The sequence below is a fragment of the Pseudoalteromonas aurantia 208 genome, from assembly GCF_014858725.1.
Classification (GTDB): domain Bacteria; phylum Pseudomonadota; class Gammaproteobacteria; order Enterobacterales; family Alteromonadaceae; genus Pseudoalteromonas; species Pseudoalteromonas aurantia.
In genome coordinates this window covers 104164-121198 of sequence record NZ_AQGV01000014.1, presented here as the reverse complement: position 1 = coordinate 121198, position 17035 = coordinate 104164, and the positions used below count along the sequence as shown (strand labels likewise).

The following is a 17035-nucleotide window of genomic DNA, read 5'->3' as shown; positions in this document are numbered from 1 at the left end:
TTGGCGGTTATGTCGATTATGCGCGATAAACGGTGAGAAAATACCGTTAAACAGCGGGTAAATCATGCGTATTGCCATAGTTATGTTAGTCGCTACAAATTAGTTCAAGGTATTTCTTCTTACAAAATCAAGGTACGCTTCTAAACTCTGCTGCCATAATGCCATTGCTTGAGTAAGCTCGGTATCACTTGATTTTTTTTCGAGTAAACGTCGTTCAATTTTCTTTAACAGTAAACCGTATCGATTAAACCCAAGTTGCATTGCGGTACTTGATTGTCGATGAAGTAACCGTATGCATTGTTCACTATCTTGTGAAAGCATTTGTTGAATATGTATGAGCTTATTTCGCGCAGACAGCACAAATTCATTATAGATAGAAGAGACTTCGTCGTCGCTAAAACTACTTTTTAGTGAACTAACCGCCGTTTCATCATAAAGTGTATCGGTGAGTTCCACACTCATACTCGGTTTCTGTGCAGACTGTGAGTCGTTTAATTTTTGTCGCAGTTTTTCCTGCTTAATGGGTTTGCCGACAATGTCTTTTATTCCAAGCGCTAAATACTCTTTTACTTCATCAGGACTTAAACTGGCCGTGAAAGCAAGGAACGGAGTGCGTTGGTTTTTGTGCTCAATGGTTTGTAGTCGACGGAGTACCTCTTGGCCAGTGAAATCGGGTAAGTTCATATCAAGCAACACCACATCAAATTGATGTTGTGTTAGTAACTCAATCGCGCTGGCGCCATCGGTTGCGAGCTTTACCTTATGCTCGTCAGTTGCCATAAACTCAATGGCAATCTTCTGATTCAAGTCTAAATCTTCTACCAAAAGTATGTTTAGACCTGTAATGCAATCTGTATTATGGTGGCGTTGTTCAACGAGGCTAAGTTCGCCGACGGTTAAAGGTATATCAAAGCTAAAAGAGCTGCCTTTATTGAGTTCACTGAGAATATCGAGTTTACTGTCGAGTCTATCTAATAATCGACTGGTTATTGCTAACCCTAACCCTGTACCACCTTTGATTTTACCGGCGCTACTTTGCACATAGGGTTCGGTTAATTTACTAATGTCTTCTTCATCAATACCTGGCCCTGAATCTATCACGCTAAAGCGAACAATATGCGACATATGCGCTTCTTCAAGCAACTCTACACGGATTTTGACACACCCTTTATCGGTAAATTTAATGGCATTACCTACTAAGTTTATAATTATTTGGCGGAGTTTTTGTTGATCGCAATAATAGCAAGCTTGTTCAGGAAGCTCGTAAATGAGCTCAAAGCTGAGTTTCTTTTGTTCGGCTAATGGGCTTAATAATAAACAGAGATTATTGAGCCAACTTTTGAGTTCAACATCTTCTTCGTAAAGGGACTCATCACTTTGATCTAAACTTGCGTAATCGAGCACTTTATCAATGAGTAAGTTGAGAGATGCTGCTGAATTGACGATGGCTTCGCAGTACGCTTTGTTACGGTGGTTTGTGGTTCGGTTTAAAACCAATTGAGCACTGCCTAAAATCCCATTGAGCGGTGTGCGGATCTCATGACTGATAGTGGACAGAAATAGCCCTCTGATCTCGAGATCTTTTTTGGCTTTTTCAGTAAGCTGATTTAAGTGATCTTCACGGCGTTCATTACATAAAAGGGCCATGCCAGTGGCATAAAAAATAGGGGCTAATACCCCGTTAACAAACAACGTAATAACAAACCAATTGTCTTCAAGAAGTGTAAAAGTAGTGACCTCTCCCATCAATACAGTACGGGCTAAAAAAGCGCTTAAAACTAGCGTTAGTACGATACCGTATACAATAGTACCATTGGGATAAAGTGGGCGAGCAAAACGCAAGAATAGATATAATAAGAAGATTGCTTCGCAAATATGCTGCAGGTCAGACACGAAGATACGACAGCGTAAATCATCATCCACGGCACTAAAGTACACGAGTGCGGCAAGTAAAAAGGCTGTGACGATAAGAAATAGTCTTAGCTCCCAGCCTTTATAGTTCAGAAACTGACAGATGGCGAGGCAGTGAATAATGGATGCGGCAAATAAGAGCGTATTAGCGAGGCCGATGGTTTGCCATGACTCGATATCGCTATGGATAAAAAACCCAATTATGGCGGCAAATAAAACCATGGGATAAAATATGTACAGCAAGGTGCCTGGTGTACTTTTATTCGTCCGCCAAGTCAAAAAATTAAGTAGGGTCATCATGGCCATCATTATGGCACTAGTAAAATACAGTGTTTTAGGGTCGAACATTCTTGTTATTGTTTTGAAGGTTTGTGGTTAAGGATAGAGACTGTACGGGGCGGAGTAAAGAAACAAAAACAGCCGCATATAGCGGCTGTAATTTTAACACTCGTATTTAGCGAATTTCATCAGGTATATTTTGCTGAGCCCAAGAGAGTAACTCAATACGGTTGCGGCACTTGGTTTTTCTAAAAGCGCTATATAAATGTGTCTTAACGGTGTGCGGACTGATATTGAGATCTTCAGCTATCTCTTTATTTTTAGCCCCCTTACTCATCAATGAAATAATTGCTTTTTCGCGTTTGGTGAGTTTAACGGGCTCAATATCACCTTCAGTTAACTTGTGCAGTGCATCTTTGTTAAACTGTAACATACGATTAAGCGCATTACACATGATCTCGCGGCGATACCAAAGCTGGTCTTCCATTAGGAGGCGAATACCTTTCATTAATACATCTGCGTTATCAGTGGTATAAAAAACACCACGGATCCCACTTAGTAATGCACGATTGGCAAGTTCAGGATTCTCGTCCAAGTTAAATAGTATGATATCGCAACTTACTTTCAGCCTGACTAATTGTTCTTTTAATTTATTCCAAGCATCATTGGTTGCGGTTTCTATAAATAATAGGCGTGTACCTTCAGGCACATCTGCTATATCGGTACCTGTGGTTACATCTAGTCCTTGCGTTTTAAGCAATGGCTGTAAAACGTTAATTCCTATGGTGTTAATAGGCTCTTTATCTAATAACAAAAAGGCAGAACTGCTCATTTTTGGTAACACTCTTATTCCAACTGATGATTCAATGCTAACACGTGACTCAGACCTTTTGTATTAGAATTTTCATCAAGCGATAGATAGTTTTGCTATATGTAATCGACATATAACGCTATGAATACAAATGAATTACATCACTCAAACTATAACTTTATGATATAGCTGGCTTTTCATGTTTTCGAAATAATAACTTACTTGTTTACATTCCTTAACAGGGAATATTTTAAAGTAGTTCTTTTTTCGTATTTGTGTATGGTGGCCACCCCAAAGCTTTACCTGCCAAGACATGTAAATGAATGTGGTATACGCTTTGTCCACCATCTTCGTTGCAGTTCATGACGACACGATATCCGTCTTCGGCAAACCCATGTTCCTTAGCTAGTTTAGCAGCTACGACATATAAATGGCCGACTAAGTGTGAATTTTGTTCAGTGACATCGTTGATTGTTGCAATTTTCGCTTTTGGAATTACAAGTACATGAAATGGCGCTTGCGGATTGATATCTCTAAATGCCAACGTGTATTCATCTTCATATAAAATATCGGCTGGAATTTCCTTGTTAATAATTTTGTCAAAAATAGTATTATTGCTCATTGATAATCCTTAATAAAATGTGTTATTCGTGACTTAGCAGAGAATTTAAAAATTACGGTGTACACTAATGACAAAGTTTAGGCAAACTGTCAAATAGCCAACTGTAAATATACGTAAATAAGGAAACCGTGATATGAGAATAAAAAGCTACGTATGCATCTTACTTTTTTCCACTTTTTTAAAAGATGGCCATGCAGCAACCATTCAGTTCAATGAGGAGCTACTGCCGCTACAGGTTAATAATGATGTTATCGAACACTCATTGTTTAGTAAGGTTACGGAATTAGAACTGGCACCAGGACAATATGCACTGAAGCTTCAATATAGTGATTTATATGAGCTTGATTATGATGAACACGAAGTGGTGGACTCAGACGCATTCTGGATAGAATTGAATATAACAGAACAAGGGGTATATCAGGTCACATTTGAGCGGGCTGAAGACGTTGATGCCGCAAAAATATTTGCTAAAAACCCTGTCGTGCGCATTGTTACTCCGCATGCGAAAACACAGCTTGCGGTGAAGCTCAATGGCTTAGCGCAGTCAAGCATGATAGCCGCAATGCCTGCACAACATAGTCATGACAAAAAAAGTGCTGCGTCTACTCAACCACAACCCAAAGCCAGACTGACTACGCCATCATTGGGTTCGCAAAAGCCGGTGCAGGGCGTTTCTCACCCTGATGCGGCAACGATGCTCGATTTTTGGTGGCAACAAGCAAGTTCAGGGCAGCGCGCGGCATTTTTAGAAAAAATAAAAAAGGGCCAGTAACGGCCCTTATCAATTTGTGCACTCAGTGGGTATTACTTTGCAAAAATAGCATCAATAGTGCCTTGAGCAAGCGGGTGATAACCTGGACGGGCCGCTGTATATACTTTATGCGCCCATTCCCGTTTTCCATTCTTTACAAGTGCTTTATACAGAGGAACTATCAGTTTACGACGTCCGATCCCTGATAAATGCTCATCAAGTGCAGGGTAAATTGCTTTATAGCCATTGCCTACACCTAACATATACCACGCAAAAGCGCGTTCGGCATTGGTGGATGTCGTTAAGTTAAATGCATTATCAAGTTCAGCCATGCGATCTAGGCTTAAATCTCTAGGTAAGTTATTGATGAAATGCAACCATTCATGCACAGTCCAGCTACTTGTTGGTAAATCATTGACTGTACCTTCTCCTTTTAACCATGCTGTAGAAAGTTTATCGACATTAATGAATGCATCTGAAGTTGGGTTTGGCGCATCAACAGGTAGACCTGGTTGATGGATCCATTCATTGGCTTTTTCTAAGCTGACAATACCTGGGTATTTTTGTAACAGGTGAGTGTTTAAGTAAACCTTAAATTCAGCTGTTGTTAATGATTTAAATGAGTATTTACTAAAGTAGCCTTTGACAAATTCGTCAAATTTGGCTCGACCAAACTTCTCTTCAAGATAGATTAAAAATAACTGCCCTTTTGTATAGGGTACAGAGCTAAATGCATCATCTGGATCTCGACCATTGAGTTTTAGGTTCAGACGCGTATCAGGCGCTGCGATGTTTTTTAACTGAGCTCTTAGGCCTGCGGTATCTAATGCCTGCTCCATTACTGCGCGTTCACGGCCGAATACTTCTTCCATGATACGGTTTTCAACATAAGAGGTGAAACCCTCGTTCAACCAAAGGTCTTCCCAAGTGGCGTTTGTCACAAGGTTACCAGACCAAGAGTGTGCCAGCTCATGTGCGATTAAATTAACGAGGCTTTTATCACCTGCCACAACCGTTGGTGTAATGAATGAAAGGCGTGGATTTTCCATGCCACCAAATGGAAAGCTAGGAGGTAACATCAGTAAGTCATAGCGTCCCCATGCGTATTCCCCGTACATGACATTTGTTTTATCGATCATCGCTTGTGTATCATCAAACTCAGCAACTGACGCATCTAAGATTTGTGGCTCCGCAAAAATGGCTGTTTGATGAGACATTTCTTTATATTCAAGGTTGCCTGCGCCAATAGCGATGAGGTACGGAGGAATGGCTTGTGGCATGTCAAACCAATAATCACCATCTTTAATAAATGCCCCTGAGTTATCAGCGCTCATGACCGCACGGACATCTTTTGGCGTATTGATACGTGCTGAGTAAGTGACACGCATTGCAGGTGTGTCTTGCACAGGGATCCAGCTACGCGCGTGAATTGCTTGCGATTGACTGTACATAAATGGGTGAGTTTTACTGGCGGTTTGTACAGGCGTTAGCCATTGTAGACCAGATGCTTTTGGTAAGCTGTTGTAATAAATGCGTGCTTTTTTAGCTTGTGTATTAAAGGTAATGGTCAGTTTGGCACCTTTTACGCTGTCACGTTTTGCTAGGGTGAACGCCGCTTTATGCCATTGACCATTACCATCTAAATACATGATTTTATCAATTTCGAGATCGCGTGTATCAAGTACCAAGGTACGCGCTTGGCTATTACGCCAATCAAGAGTGTGTTCGACGAAGCCTTCCAGCTGTTTGTCATCAAAATCAACATCTAGATCTAAATGCAAGTGGGTACTGATAACATCTTTTAGATTGGCATAAGTATGTTCATCAACAGCTTGGGTTGCCAATGCTGAGTGAGAGAGGCCAGCAAATACTAAGCTGGTAGCTAAGGCAGAAAGTTTCATAGGATCCTTGCTCATTATTGTTGTAATAAATTAATGTGAAAAGTGAACGATAAGCTCATGTTATACCATGCTGAATAGGAAAGTCACATATGGATGCGCCCAGCGAACCAATGGGGTAAACTATTCAATATTACTAGTTAAGGTTTAGGGCACGTACGTGCAAGCATTACAGTCACTTCATACTTTTGCTTTACCGCATCATTGTCGACGAATTATTGAGATAGACAATGCAGAACAATTGCGCTCACTGGACTTTACTGAACCATTTTGTGTATTAGGGGAGGGAAGTAATACCATTTTTATTACTGACTTCGCAGGGTGTGTGATTAAAATGTCAAATAAAGGCATATTGATCGATGAAATGGATACTCATTGGAAGGTGTCGCTTGCTGCGGGCGAGAATTGGCATGCTGTGGTGACTCATCTGCTAGATAAAGGGATTGCAGGGCTCGAAAATTTGGTGCTGATCCCAGGTACGGTTGGTGCTGCACCGATACAAAACATTGGTGCGTACGGCGTAGAGCTGGCGCAGTTTGTTGATTTTGTCGAGGGCTACCATATATCACAGGCCAAGTTTGAACGACTCAGTAACACCCAGTGTCAATTCGGCTATCGGGATTCGATTTTTAAACATGCACTTAAAGATCAATTTGTGATCACGCGTGTTGGGTTGTGTCTTCCTAAATATTGGCAGCCAACACTCAGTTATGGGCCTCTACAAACGCTTGATCCGGACAAAATAACAGCACGGCAGGTTTGTGACACTGTGATAGCGATACGGCAAAGTAAGTTGCCAGATCCACACGTGTTAGCTAATTCAGGGAGTTTTTTTAAAAACCCTATTGTTGCAAATACTCAGTACCGACGACTATTAGCATGTTACCCATCAATGCCTGCGTATCCTGCGGGTAATGATAGTCATAAGTTAGCGGCTGGGTGGCTGATAGAACAATCAGGCCTCAAAGGATATACAGTCGCAGGTGTGCGAGTATATGAAAAACAGGCCTTGGTGCTTGTCAATGAAGGACACAGCTCAGGGGCTATATTGTGTCAGGTTATTCAGCATATTCAACAGTGTGTGAATGATAAGTTCGCAGTGCGGTTAGAGCATGAAGTTAGGTTAATCGGCAGTGATGGCGAAGTGACGATTGTGGAGTCAAACAATGAATAATGCACCGCAAGGTAATAAATTGGCAATTCTACATGCGTTAAATCAAGGGGGGTTTATTTCAGGTCAACTCCTTGCGACACAATTAGGGATTAGTCGAGCTGCTATTTCTAAGCATATAAAGTCATTGCAAGAAATGGGTATTGATATTTTTTCACTCAATGGAAAAGGTTACTGCTTAAACGAAAGTCTGCCGCTATTAAATCCTCAAAATATTGTGGCGAGTTTGCAGCGTTTAAGTTGTCAAAATAGCGTTGAAGTACAGCCGATCATTGATTCTACCAATAGTGAGTTAATGCGCCGTATTCAACAAGGGGAGGCGCTGGACTCGGGACAAGTACTTGTGGCAGAAATGCAGCAAGCGGGTCGAGGACGCCGTGGTCGAGTGTGGCAATCTCCCTTTGGTGCCAATTTGTATTATAGTTACTATTGGCGTTTAGATGATGGTTTACAAGCCGCTATGGGCGTCTCAATTGCAGTTGGCTTGGCAGTTTATGATGCCATCGAAGCGTTATATGGCTTATCAGTTGAGCTTAAATGGCCCAATGATATTTATTTAAATGGTCGTAAATTAGCAGGCGTACTTGTCGAGCTTGAAGGCCAAGTAGAAGGGCCATGCCACTTAGTAATTGGCATAGGTATTAATTTACAAATGCCTGAGAACGCTTCCAAAGGGATTGATCAGCCTTGGACTGATTTGGCTTCGCACACCCATAGCTTGGATAAAAATGTGTTAGTTGCTCAGCTAACACACAGTTTGGCACAGCGATTGTCACTGTATGAAAAGTCAGGTTTAACCGCCATGGTAGAACAATGGAATAAGGTCAATGCTTTTGCAAATGAAATGGTGACTTTATCAACAGGTATGCGCACATGGCGTGGGATATGTGAAGGTATTGACCCTCAAGGTGGTATTGTCTTACGTCAAGATGGAGAGTTGAAAAGTTATTATGGTGGAGAAATATCATTACGTAAGGATGAGGCGTGAGATTACTGATTGATGTAGGTAATACGGCAGTTAAGGTCGGTATACAGCAACAAGGGAAAATAACGCGAATTGATGAAGTTGACATCCCTTGGCAACACATTGAAGAAATTGTTGTAGCTCAGGTCGGTAGTTCTAATTTGCTGAGCGCAATAGAGCTAAAAGCACAACAGCATGGTATTGAACTGAGACATGCCTGTGTTAGTCCTGAGCTTGGGGCTATAAAGTGCGCATATAAACAATACCAAAATCTAGGTATTGATCGATGGTTAACGGTCATTGCAGCGCATTATTTATATGATAGTAAAGATTGTGTAATTATTGATTCTGGCACGGCCACTAAAGTGGATGTGGTGACTCGTGCGGGTGGGCATCTAGGCGGGTGGATTTTGCCCGGATTGGATATGATGATTGCCAGTTTACTTGCTAATACAGAGAAAGTTTTTAGTGATGATGTTAGTGCCTTTGAGCAAAGCCTAGGCTTAAACACACCCAATGCAGTTAAAAATGGGGCGTTGGTTGCGACATTAGGTGCGGTTTACTCAGGCATAGCGCGTTTGCCATGCGATTTTAGTCAGGTGCAAGTTATTTTTGCTGGTGGATATGGTGAATTATTACAACAGCATTTTGATAAGCCAAGTGTGTTTGTCGATGACTTAGTGCTTCGAGGACTCAATTATTGGTCTGATTTTGTTCGTTAATTGCTGTTTTTTAGCGTTTTTGCCGTAATAATGAGCATTCAATCAAAAAACTTTGATTTTTTTTGATTTTACACTTGCATCACCCCGAACCTTGCTCTAGAATCCTGCCCCGTACTAAAGCAGTGCCGACTTAGCTCAGTTGGTAGAGCAACTGACTTGTAATCAGTAGGTCATCCGTTCGACTCGGATAGTCGGCACCATTTTCTACACTCTTATGTAGAAGCTTTAGACAAAGAATTGTTTCGTGGAGGGGTTCCCGAGCGGCCAAAGGGATCAGACTGTAAATCTGACGGCACTGCCTTCGCTGGTTCGAATCCAGCCCCCTCCACCACTTTATTCTTGACGGTTAGAGGTAGTTAAGAAAACAGTTTGCTAAAGCGGGCATCGTATAATGGCTATTACCTCAGCCTTCCAAGCTGATGATGTGGGTTCGATTCCCACTGCCCGCTCCAGTTTTCTGGTGTTGCTGATATAGCTCAGTTGGTAGAGCGCACCCTTGGTAAGGGTGAGGTCGGCAGTTCAAATCTGCCTATCAGCACCAGGCTGCTGAATCTTCTCAAACGCTTCCTTTGATTTGTCCTAAAATATTCATTTATTGAAAAATTCTAATCCGCATTTTGTGGATTGTTTTTATATGTAATCTAGACACATAAACGATAGGTTCCGTCATGGCAAAAGAAAAGTTTGAACGCGTAAAACCGCACGTAAACGTTGGTACAATTGGCCACGTTGACCACGGTAAAACTACCCTAACTGCAGCAATCACTAACGTACTTGCAAAAGTATACGGTGGTGAAGCAAAAGACTTCGCAGCAATCGATAACGCTCCAGAAGAGCGTGAGCGTGGTATCACAATCTCAACGTCTCACGTTGAGTACGATACACCGACTCGTCACTACGCACACGTAGATTGTCCAGGACACGCGGATTATGTTAAAAACATGATCACAGGTGCTGCACAAATGGACGGCGCAATCCTAGTAGTTGCTGCAACTGACGGCCCTATGCCACAAACACGTGAGCACATCCTACTTTCTCGTCAGGTTGGCGTACCTTACATCATCGTATTCATGAACAAATGTGACATGGTTGATGACGAAGAGCTACTTGAGCTAGTAGAGATGGAAGTTCGTGAACTTCTTTCTGAGTATGACTTCCCAGGTGATGACTTACCACTAATCGCAGGTTCAGCGCTTAAGGCGTTAGAAGGCGAGAAAGAGTGGGAAGACAAGATTGTAGAGCTTGCAGAAGCACTAGATTCTTACATTCCAGAGCCAGAGCGTGACATCGATAAGCCATTCATCATGCCTATCGAAGACGTATTCTCAATTCAGGGTCGTGGTACAGTAGTAACTGGCCGTGTTGAAGCTGGTATTGTAAACGTGAACGACGAAGTTGAAATCGTAGGTATGAAAGAAACTACGAAGACAACTTGTACAGGTGTAGAGATGTTCCGTAAGCTTCTAGACGAAGGTCGTGCGGGTGAGAACATCGGTGCACTTCTACGTGGTACTAAGCGTGAAGATGTTGAACGTGGTCAAGTACTAGCGAAGCCTGGTTCAATCACGCCACACACGAAGTTCACTTCAGAAGTATACGTACTTTCGAAAGATGAAGGTGGTCGTCATACTCCATTCTTCAAAGGTTACCGTCCACAGTTCTACTTCCGTACAACTGACGTAACAGGTAACGTTGAGTTACCAGAAGGCGTAGAAATGGTAATGCCTGGTGATAACATCAAGATGACTGTAGACCTAATCGTACCAATCGCGATGGACGAAGGCTTACGCTTCGCTATCCGTGAAGGTGGTCGTACAGTTGGTGCTGGTGTTGTTGCAACTATCGTTGAGTAATATCGACCATAGTTAATGCATAAGCATTCATAAGAAACCCAAGCTTAGGCTTGGGTTTTTTTATGCTTGAACTGTTTTTATGGGCGATTTAGTTTCTTGATTTTAATCCAAATACTTTCCGCTTCGGCACTCAAAAATGCATAGCTTTTAATATCGCCACGTCGCTGGGCATGCATTGCTTCTTCAAGTTTTTTGTCATACCGCTTTCTCAGCGCCTTTTGTGGATCAGATTTAAACACTCCAAACATGGACCTACTCCTTTAAACAAGACTATATACCTACGCTTTGTCGAAGCGATTCGATCGACTGTTTATCAAATAAATAGGAAAATAAGATAAATAACCTCAGCTCTGGATAAGCGAATTTGCCCAATAAAGCTATTTTTCTCACTCTCGGCGTTGCTTTCATTTGTAATAGCCCGCTATTACTGCTTAAAAGCGCCTTGATATTGAACAAAATATCATCATTGGATCGTACGTAAGTTTGTTTACAAAACATCTTCCATTCCAAAACCCTTATCCAAACCTGAGGTTAAATAGTCACAAATAAGTATTGACCTAAATCTAACTTGAGGTTTTATCTTGCATGCTACTAAATTGAAAACGATAGGTTTTATAATGGAAAAATGTGATGCGTTATATATACAGCAATATTTGGCACAGCTTGACTTAGCGGGTGATTTAACGGGATTAGCATTGGTTGGTGCGCTACAAGCTCGGCATTTAGCTGAGTTTAGTTTTAGTAGTATTAACGCGATGTCTGACACATTGTTGCCACTGGATGAAGAGCTACTATTTGATCGTCTCATTAGTCAGCACCAAGGCGGGTACTGTTTTGAACACAATAAAGTGGCTGGAGTGGCATTATCTGCATTGGGATTTGAAGTGCGGCCTGTATTAGCGCGAGTCATGTTAAATGGGGCAAAAACAAACCCAAGAACACACCGTTTGACGCTTTTAACATTTGAAGACAATGAATACTTGGTGGATGTCGGGTTTGGGGTGAACACGCCAATTATACCTTTGTCGATTAATCGTAATAATGTAATAAAACAAGAAAACAACGAATACGAAATCAAGCGGACTGAAAATGCTGTTACAGTCAAGATGCTTGCACCAGAACCCATTTCATTATATGAAGTTGATTTGTCAATCGTGTATGAAGGCGACTGTGATGTTGCGCACTTCTATAGTCACCAACATCCAAATGCAGGATTTGTAAACAATCTTGTTGTGTCGCGCATTGAACAGGGGGAGCGTTATTTAATTCGTAATAACAGTTATATATACTGCAATGAAAATACTGATGAACATAGTGAGCAAATCATAGATAATGCCGGGCAACTCCACACACTGTTTACTGAGCGCTTTAAGTTAAAAATCAATGCCAAAAAAACAGAACAGGTGTTCAAAAAAATGCGCAATATGGTGGAGAAAGGCCTCAAGTAAAGGCGTAGATTTTGACCAAAAACTAAGGTAGAGTCTTGGCATATTAACTATCGATCATAGAAAAACAAAAGGATTGTGGAGCGATATGCGTAAACCGTTATATATTCTGACCTTAGCTCTGTGTTTGTCAGCATGCACGAGCTTAGTAGAAAAAGGCGATAAGCTGTATAAACAAGGACTTTACCAACAAGCCGCAGAGTTGTATGAGCAAGCATTAGATGAAGACTCTGAAGATATAAAAGCAAGACAGGGCCTTGCAGTTGCACGGAATAAAATTATAGACCGAGGGTTAATTGAAGTAAGAATGCTACGTCTTGCTAGCAACTTTACCGGTGCCGCGCAAAAGTTAGAAACCATTTTGCGAAATCAGTCTCTCTGGAATTTACAAACGTATGGTGCTCAAGCTGCGACTCAAAGTGAAGAGCTCGGTCATATGCAAGTATGGCTGCGTCGTGAAGCTGAGAACTTAGCACATGCACAACAGCCAGATCGCTTTCGTTGGTTCGAAAGCCAATACGCCTATTTATTGAATAATGCTCAGATCACGTCTGAATTATCGCGTTATCGGTCAATTTTGGCTAAAGATGGTAAAGCACGGTGTTTGTCTCTCGCGGAGCATGTATATGGTCAACGCTTTTTCTTAAGGCAGTTTGTTCATAAATATTGCCTAGCTTGGCAGCAACCTGTTTCTTTACAGCTTGATAATTATGATCAAAGTCGCTTTAGAAACGTGAAGATCAGGGAAAATTTAAAGCTAGGTACATATGACAGTACCGCACAACGCTATTTAGTTGAAAACACAACATCTCAGCTACGCAATGTCTTTCAAGCAAGCTTATGGTACACATCACAAGCCAAAAAAACGGCACGCTTTGAATTTAACACAGATATTAGTTACGAGCGTCAAGCGCGTCATAGCCAGCAAGAAAAGCGTTATATGGTAACTGAATATAGAGTGGACCCAGCTGATCAGGAAAAGCGTGTTGAGGTCGACATTGAACGTGTTTATATTTACCCAGTTACAGAGTATCAAGAATATTACTCAGCACGTTTGGGATATGAAGGCTTAATTTCTGGACAAATGTTAAGCCATCAGCAGTCGAGCAGTGAAGTAAATAGTACTAAAAGCCACTCAGCAAACTTTAAAGAAGCTGATTTAGAGCCGTTAGTTGCACAATTTTTGAATCTTACCGATTTACTAAAAAGTCAGTTGGATCCCATTCAAGGAAAATTTGAGGAAGATCTTAATGCCCTTTGGCATCGACAGTATTGCCAACATTCTGCCGCTGAGTCTGTTGCTGAAAATGCGCTGCGCTGCGGTAAGGTTGACCCCCAAGAAGATTTTGTGAATCACTGGTTTAGACAAGAGTTTGGTGTTGATTATCGAGCAATGAAATCACTTTACGCATTATAGTGATATAGTGCGAATGACAAAAAGGCACCAACAGGTGCCTTTTTTGATAATACAGGCAGCTATTTTGGTACTACTGGCTTTCCAACCGAGAAACGATAAAGTAGGGGTTTAAATAACTGTCTTTTTGATTATAGGTCAATGGGGAGCCATCAATTTGAGTAATAGTTGCTCCTGCAATGGCTGCAACAGCATGACCTGCACCAGTATCCCATTCGCTCGTAGGGCCTAAACGAGGGTAAATGTCAGCGCTGCCTTCTGCTACTAGGCAAAGCTTAAGTGAACTACCTTTAGGGATCATCTCCACGTCTTCGAACTGCGCTAGGTAAGCTGCTAAGTCAGGGGATGGGTGCGAGCGAGAGCCAACCACGTTGATCCTACCTATGTTTGCTTTTTTAGTTACCTTGAGTTCGATACGGGCCTCACCACATTCTTTAAATGCTCCAATCGCATCTGCAGCTAAATAGCTCAGGTTGAGTGCTGGGGCATGAACGACACCTAAAACAGGCTTTCCATCTTTGATTAATGCAATATTAACGGTGAATTCACCATTTTTCTTAATAAACTCTTTAGTTCCATCAATCGGATCTACGAGCCAGTATTCATCCCAAGTTTGACGAGTTGCCCATGGGATATGTGCACTTTCTTCACTGAGAATCGGGGTGCTGGGGGTCAACTTCTGTAACCCTGCAACAATGACTTTATGTGCGGCGATGTCAGCTTCTGTAACAGGACTTTCATCTGCTTTATAATCAATCGCGAAGTCTCTCGCGTAGATAGGCATTATCGCTTCACCTGCCGTACGGCTTAGATGCAAAATTTCTTCGAGCAGGTCAGTTTGGTTCATGACTTATCCTATGATGTTTCTTTCTTTTAGATACGCTATCAGTTGAAGCACTGATTGGTCTAGCGAATTTTTACTGGTATCTAAAATGACTTCAGGCTTGAGTGGAATTTGATAGTCAGAATCAATACCAGTGAAGTGCTTGATCTCTCCTGCTCGGGCCTTTTTGTATAACCCTTTTGGATCTCGTTGCTCACAGGTATCAAGTGGGGTATCTAAAAACACTTCGATAAACTCACCGTCATCAAGTAAATCACGCACCATGTCTCGTTCCGCTTGAAAAGGGGATATAAAAGCAGTGAGTACCACTAAACCAGCATCGGCCATAAGTTTGCTTAATTCACCAACACGGCGGATGTTTTCAATCCGATCGACGTCATTGAACCCCAAATCTTTACATAACCCATGGCGAACATTATCACCATCGAGTAAGTAAGTATGAATGCCTTGTTGATGTAAAGCACTTTCGAGTGCGCCCGCTACAGTACTTTTTCCAGAGCCAGAAAAACCAGTAAACCATAAAACACAAGGTTTATGACCTTTGTGCTCGTTACGCTGTGCTTTATCAACAGCATAGTTATGCCAAACTACATTTTCGTCCATTATATACGCCTACTAAAACGGAAAGACCATGGGGATGAGAGTCAGAACCGTGATTGAATAAATTATCGATAGGGGGAGGCCCATCGCGACATAATCTTTGATGCGGTAATTGCCCGCACTATAAACCATTAGGTTTGTTTGATAACCAAATGGAGAAATAAAACTGGCTGACGCACCAAATGCAACGGCCATGACAAAAGGTAAAGGGTTTACTCCAAACCCGGCAGCAAGCGCATAGGCGACAGGGAAGGATAAAGCGGCGGCGGCATTATTGGTGATCAGTTCAGTGAACACAACGGTCATCACAAATATGGCGATAAACGCCCCATATGGCCCAAAGTCTCCCAATAGAAAAAAGAGGGCATCGGAGATTTGTGCAGCGAGGCCAGTGCCAATCATTAGTTTTGCTAAGCCGATGGCACTGCCAACAATGGCAATGAGCTCGATAGGGAAACGACGCTTGAGCTCATTAACTTTGATAGTACCCATAAATACCAGCGCGACGAGCAATACCAATAGACCCTTCACTAACGGCACAATGTCTAAAATACTGAGTCCTAAAACCGTCACGAAGCTTATGAGTACAAGATTAGATTGTTTTGGTTTTAGGTGGGTTTGTAAGTCCAATCCCGAGATATAAACAAACTCGCGTTTTAAATTTGGCAGTGCATAAAATTGGTTACCAGGGGCCAATATAAGAGAGTCACCAGCTTGCAGTTGTACTTGCCCTAAGCCGCCCTGTAAACGGTCATGTCCGCGACGTATAGCTATAACGGCAGCGTGAAACTGCTCACGAAAGCGGACTTCTTTAACTGTTTTGCCAATGTACTTTGATGATTGACTTACCACCACTTCTACGAGGTGCTCAACGTCTTTTTCATGTTTGTCATGGACGATTTTTAAACCATCAAATCGAGTTAGCAATGGTACTGACTTAATATCGCCTACAAACAACAAGACGTCACCACTAAGAATTTCTTGCTGAGGAGTAACAGCACAAATGCGGCGCTCACCACGGATTATTTCGGCTAAGAAGAGATCTTTCAAATCACGTAATCCGTTCTCTTCTACTGTGCGGCCTACAAGTTTCGAATGAGCCTGCACTTTGCCTTCCAGATAAAAAGGTACAACTTCTTGGTCGGCTTTTCCGTTGTCAGGTAAATATTTGAGCATGACCATAATTGTTAACAAACCAACAAACAACGCACCCAAGCCAACCAGCGTAAAATCAAAAAAACCAAGGGGTTGCATACCTGCATCAACGGCAAAACCATTCACAATGAGGTTGGTTGAAGTACCTATGAGTGTTAACGTTCCCCCTAGAATTGCGGTATATGACAGCGGCAATAATAGCTTTGAAGGGGAGTGAGTTGGGCTGTCTTTGATTGCAGAAATCAACGAGGCAACTACGGCGGTATTGTTCGTAAATGATGATAAAAAGGCGGTAGATAAGCCGAGTTTCATCACAGATTTTGATAAACTGCCTTTCGCCAATGATTGTGCGAGCTTTTGTACTAAGGTGGTTTTTTCAATCGCAACGGATACCAGAATTAACAAAATAAGCGTGATTAAAGATGGATTAGCATAATTAACGAGCATGCTCTCAAGGTCGATTAATCCCGTTAAGTAGCTGGTGCCGATGGCACCAACAAATAACCACGCAGGCTTTAGGCGAGTGCCAAATAGGCACCCTACTAAAGTCAGCATTATACCTGTTAAAATGATTTGCTCGTACATCCTAGAATGC

Annotated in this window: 15 protein-coding genes and 4 tRNA genes; 11 read left to right on the top strand and 8 right to left on the bottom strand. The window is 41.9% G+C overall.

Features of this window, described 5'->3' with window-relative positions; translation table 11 throughout:
• Positions 1–99: 99 nt before the first annotated feature.
• The 3 genes from PAUR_RS17700 to PAUR_RS17690 form a co-directional block, all read right to left on the bottom strand.
• Positions 100–2259 (bottom strand): ATP-binding protein, encoded by a 2160-nt coding sequence (locus PAUR_RS17700; RefSeq protein WP_192509058.1) that lies wholly within the window; start codon positions 2257–2259, stop codon positions 100–102.
• Positions 2260–2365: 106 nt separating this feature from the next.
• The gene (locus PAUR_RS17695; RefSeq protein ID WP_192509057.1) at positions 2366–3022 is read right to left on the bottom strand and encodes a helix-turn-helix transcriptional regulator; all 657 of its coding nucleotides are present in this window, start codon (positions 3020–3022) and stop codon (positions 2366–2368) included.
• Positions 3023–3251: 229 nt separating this feature from the next.
• Entirely contained in the window at positions 3252–3623 is a 372-nt protein-coding gene (locus PAUR_RS17690; protein WP_192509056.1) for a histidine triad nucleotide-binding protein, read from the bottom strand.
• A gap of 133 nt (positions 3624–3756) precedes the next feature.
• Between PAUR_RS17690 and PAUR_RS17685 the strand changes: the two genes are divergently transcribed.
• Entirely contained in the window at positions 3757–4395 is a 639-nt protein-coding gene (locus tag PAUR_RS17685) for a DUF2057 family protein (protein ID WP_192509055.1), read from the top strand.
• 32 nt (positions 4396–4427) lie between these two features.
• Here the strand turns inward: PAUR_RS17685 and PAUR_RS17680 are convergent, their stop codons facing one another.
• Positions 4428–6275, bottom strand: coding sequence for a M1 family metallopeptidase (locus PAUR_RS17680; protein ID WP_192509054.1), 1848 nt, complete (start codon positions 6273–6275; stop codon positions 4428–4430).
• Positions 6276–6432: 157 nt separating this feature from the next.
• Between PAUR_RS17680 and murB the strand changes: the two genes are divergently transcribed.
• The 8 genes from murB to tuf all read left to right on the top strand — a co-directional run bounded on the left by murB (position 6433) and on the right by tuf (position 10982).
• Positions 6433–7446 carry a UDP-N-acetylmuramate dehydrogenase gene (gene murB, locus PAUR_RS17675; RefSeq protein WP_192509053.1) on the top strand — a complete coding sequence of 338 codons (1014 nt, stop codon included), beginning with the start codon at positions 6433–6435 and terminating at the stop codon, positions 7444–7446.
• A complete protein-coding gene (birA, locus tag PAUR_RS17670) occupies positions 7439–8431 on the top strand; it encodes a bifunctional biotin--[acetyl-CoA-carboxylase] ligase/biotin operon repressor BirA (protein WP_192509052.1) in 993 nt (330 codons plus the stop codon). Before murB ends, birA begins: the two co-directional genes overlap by 8 nt.
• The gene (locus PAUR_RS17665) at positions 8428–9129 is read left to right on the top strand and encodes a type III pantothenate kinase (RefSeq protein WP_192509051.1); all 702 of its coding nucleotides are present in this window, start codon (positions 8428–8430) and stop codon (positions 9127–9129) included. The genes birA and PAUR_RS17665 overlap by 4 nt, the downstream gene beginning before the upstream one ends.
• Positions 9130–9253: 124 nt before the next feature.
• A tRNA-Thr gene (locus PAUR_RS17660) sits at positions 9254–9329 on the top strand.
• 46 nt (positions 9330–9375) lie between these two features.
• A tRNA-Tyr gene (locus tag PAUR_RS17655) sits at positions 9376–9460 on the top strand.
• Between the two features lie 46 nt (positions 9461–9506).
• Positions 9507–9581: transfer RNA gene (locus PAUR_RS17650), tRNA-Gly, on the top strand.
• Positions 9582–9594: 13 nt separating this feature from the next.
• Positions 9595–9670, top strand: a tRNA-Thr gene (locus PAUR_RS17645).
• 127 nt (positions 9671–9797) lie between these two features.
• Complete coding sequence (gene tuf / locus PAUR_RS17640) at positions 9798–10982, top strand: elongation factor Tu (RefSeq protein WP_192509034.1); 1185 nt, start codon at positions 9798–9800, stop codon at positions 10980–10982.
• Between the two features lie 77 nt (positions 10983–11059).
• Here tuf and PAUR_RS17635 read toward each other — a convergent pair whose 3' ends face one another.
• On the bottom strand, positions 11060–11230 hold the full coding sequence (locus PAUR_RS17635; RefSeq protein WP_192509050.1) for a DUF6435 family protein: 171 nt from the start codon (positions 11228–11230) through the stop codon (positions 11060–11062).
• Between the two features lie 369 nt (positions 11231–11599).
• Between PAUR_RS17635 and PAUR_RS17630 the strand changes: the two genes are divergently transcribed.
• The gene (locus PAUR_RS17630) at positions 11600–12430 is read left to right on the top strand and encodes an arylamine N-acetyltransferase family protein (RefSeq protein ID WP_192509049.1); all 831 of its coding nucleotides are present in this window, start codon (positions 11600–11602) and stop codon (positions 12428–12430) included.
• Between the two features lie 85 nt (positions 12431–12515).
• Positions 12516–13844 carry a hypothetical protein gene (locus PAUR_RS17625; RefSeq protein WP_192509048.1) on the top strand — a complete coding sequence of 443 codons (1329 nt, stop codon included), beginning with the start codon at positions 12516–12518 and terminating at the stop codon, positions 13842–13844.
• Positions 13845–13914: 70 nt separating this feature from the next.
• On the opposite strand, the gene cysQ is transcribed toward PAUR_RS17625, so the two are convergent.
• Genes cysQ through PAUR_RS17610 form a run of 3 tightly spaced genes read right to left on the bottom strand, consistent with a single transcriptional unit; the run spans position 13915 to position 17025 of the window.
• Positions 13915–14688, bottom strand: coding sequence for a 3'(2'),5'-bisphosphate nucleotidase CysQ (gene cysQ / locus PAUR_RS17620; protein WP_192509047.1), 774 nt, complete (start codon positions 14686–14688; stop codon positions 13915–13917).
• Between the two features lie 3 nt (positions 14689–14691).
• Positions 14692–15288: an adenylyl-sulfate kinase gene (gene cysC, locus PAUR_RS17615; protein ID WP_192509046.1), complete on the bottom strand. Its 597-nt coding sequence runs from the start codon at positions 15286–15288 to the stop codon at positions 14692–14694.
• 12 nt (positions 15289–15300) lie between these two features.
• Positions 15301–17025 (bottom strand): SLC13 family permease, encoded by a 1725-nt coding sequence (locus PAUR_RS17610; RefSeq protein ID WP_192509045.1) that lies wholly within the window; start codon positions 17023–17025, stop codon positions 15301–15303.
• Between the last annotated feature and the right edge of the window lie 10 nt (positions 17026–17035).

Bases quoted from the DNA above. Each gene is read 5' to 3' on its own strand.
- PAUR_RS17700 (WP_192509058.1), bottom strand. From the start codon at position 2,259: ATGTTCGACCCTAAAACACTGTATTTTACTAGTGCCATAATGATGGCC.
- PAUR_RS17695 (WP_192509057.1), bottom strand. From the start codon at position 3,022: ATGAGCAGTTCTGCCTTTTTGTTATTAGATAAAGAGCCTATTAACACC.
- PAUR_RS17690 (WP_192509056.1), bottom strand. From the start codon at position 3,623: ATGAGCAATAATACTATTTTTGACAAAATTATTAACAAGGAAATTCCA.
- PAUR_RS17685 (WP_192509055.1), top strand. From the start codon at position 3,757: ATGAGAATAAAAAGCTACGTATGCATCTTACTTTTTTCCACTTTTTTA.
- PAUR_RS17680 (WP_192509054.1), bottom strand. From the start codon at position 6,275: ATGAAACTTTCTGCCTTAGCTACCAGCTTAGTATTTGCTGGCCTCTCT.
- birA (WP_192509052.1), top strand. From the start codon at position 7,439: ATGAATAATGCACCGCAAGGTAATAAATTGGCAATTCTACATGCGTTA.
- tuf (WP_192509034.1), top strand. From the start codon at position 9,798: ATGGCAAAAGAAAAGTTTGAACGCGTAAAACCGCACGTAAACGTTGGT.
- PAUR_RS17635 (WP_192509050.1), bottom strand. From the start codon at position 11,230: ATGTTTGGAGTGTTTAAATCTGATCCACAAAAGGCGCTGAGAAAGCGG.
- PAUR_RS17630 (WP_192509049.1), top strand. From the start codon at position 11,600: ATGGAAAAATGTGATGCGTTATATATACAGCAATATTTGGCACAGCTT.
- PAUR_RS17625 (WP_192509048.1), top strand. From the start codon at position 12,516: ATGCGTAAACCGTTATATATTCTGACCTTAGCTCTGTGTTTGTCAGCA.
- cysQ (WP_192509047.1), bottom strand. From the start codon at position 14,688: ATGAACCAAACTGACCTGCTCGAAGAAATTTTGCATCTAAGCCGTACG.
- cysC (WP_192509046.1), bottom strand. From the start codon at position 15,288: ATGGACGAAAATGTAGTTTGGCATAACTATGCTGTTGATAAAGCACAG.
- PAUR_RS17610 (WP_192509045.1), bottom strand. From the start codon at position 17,025: ATGTACGAGCAAATCATTTTAACAGGTATAATGCTGACTTTAGTAGGG.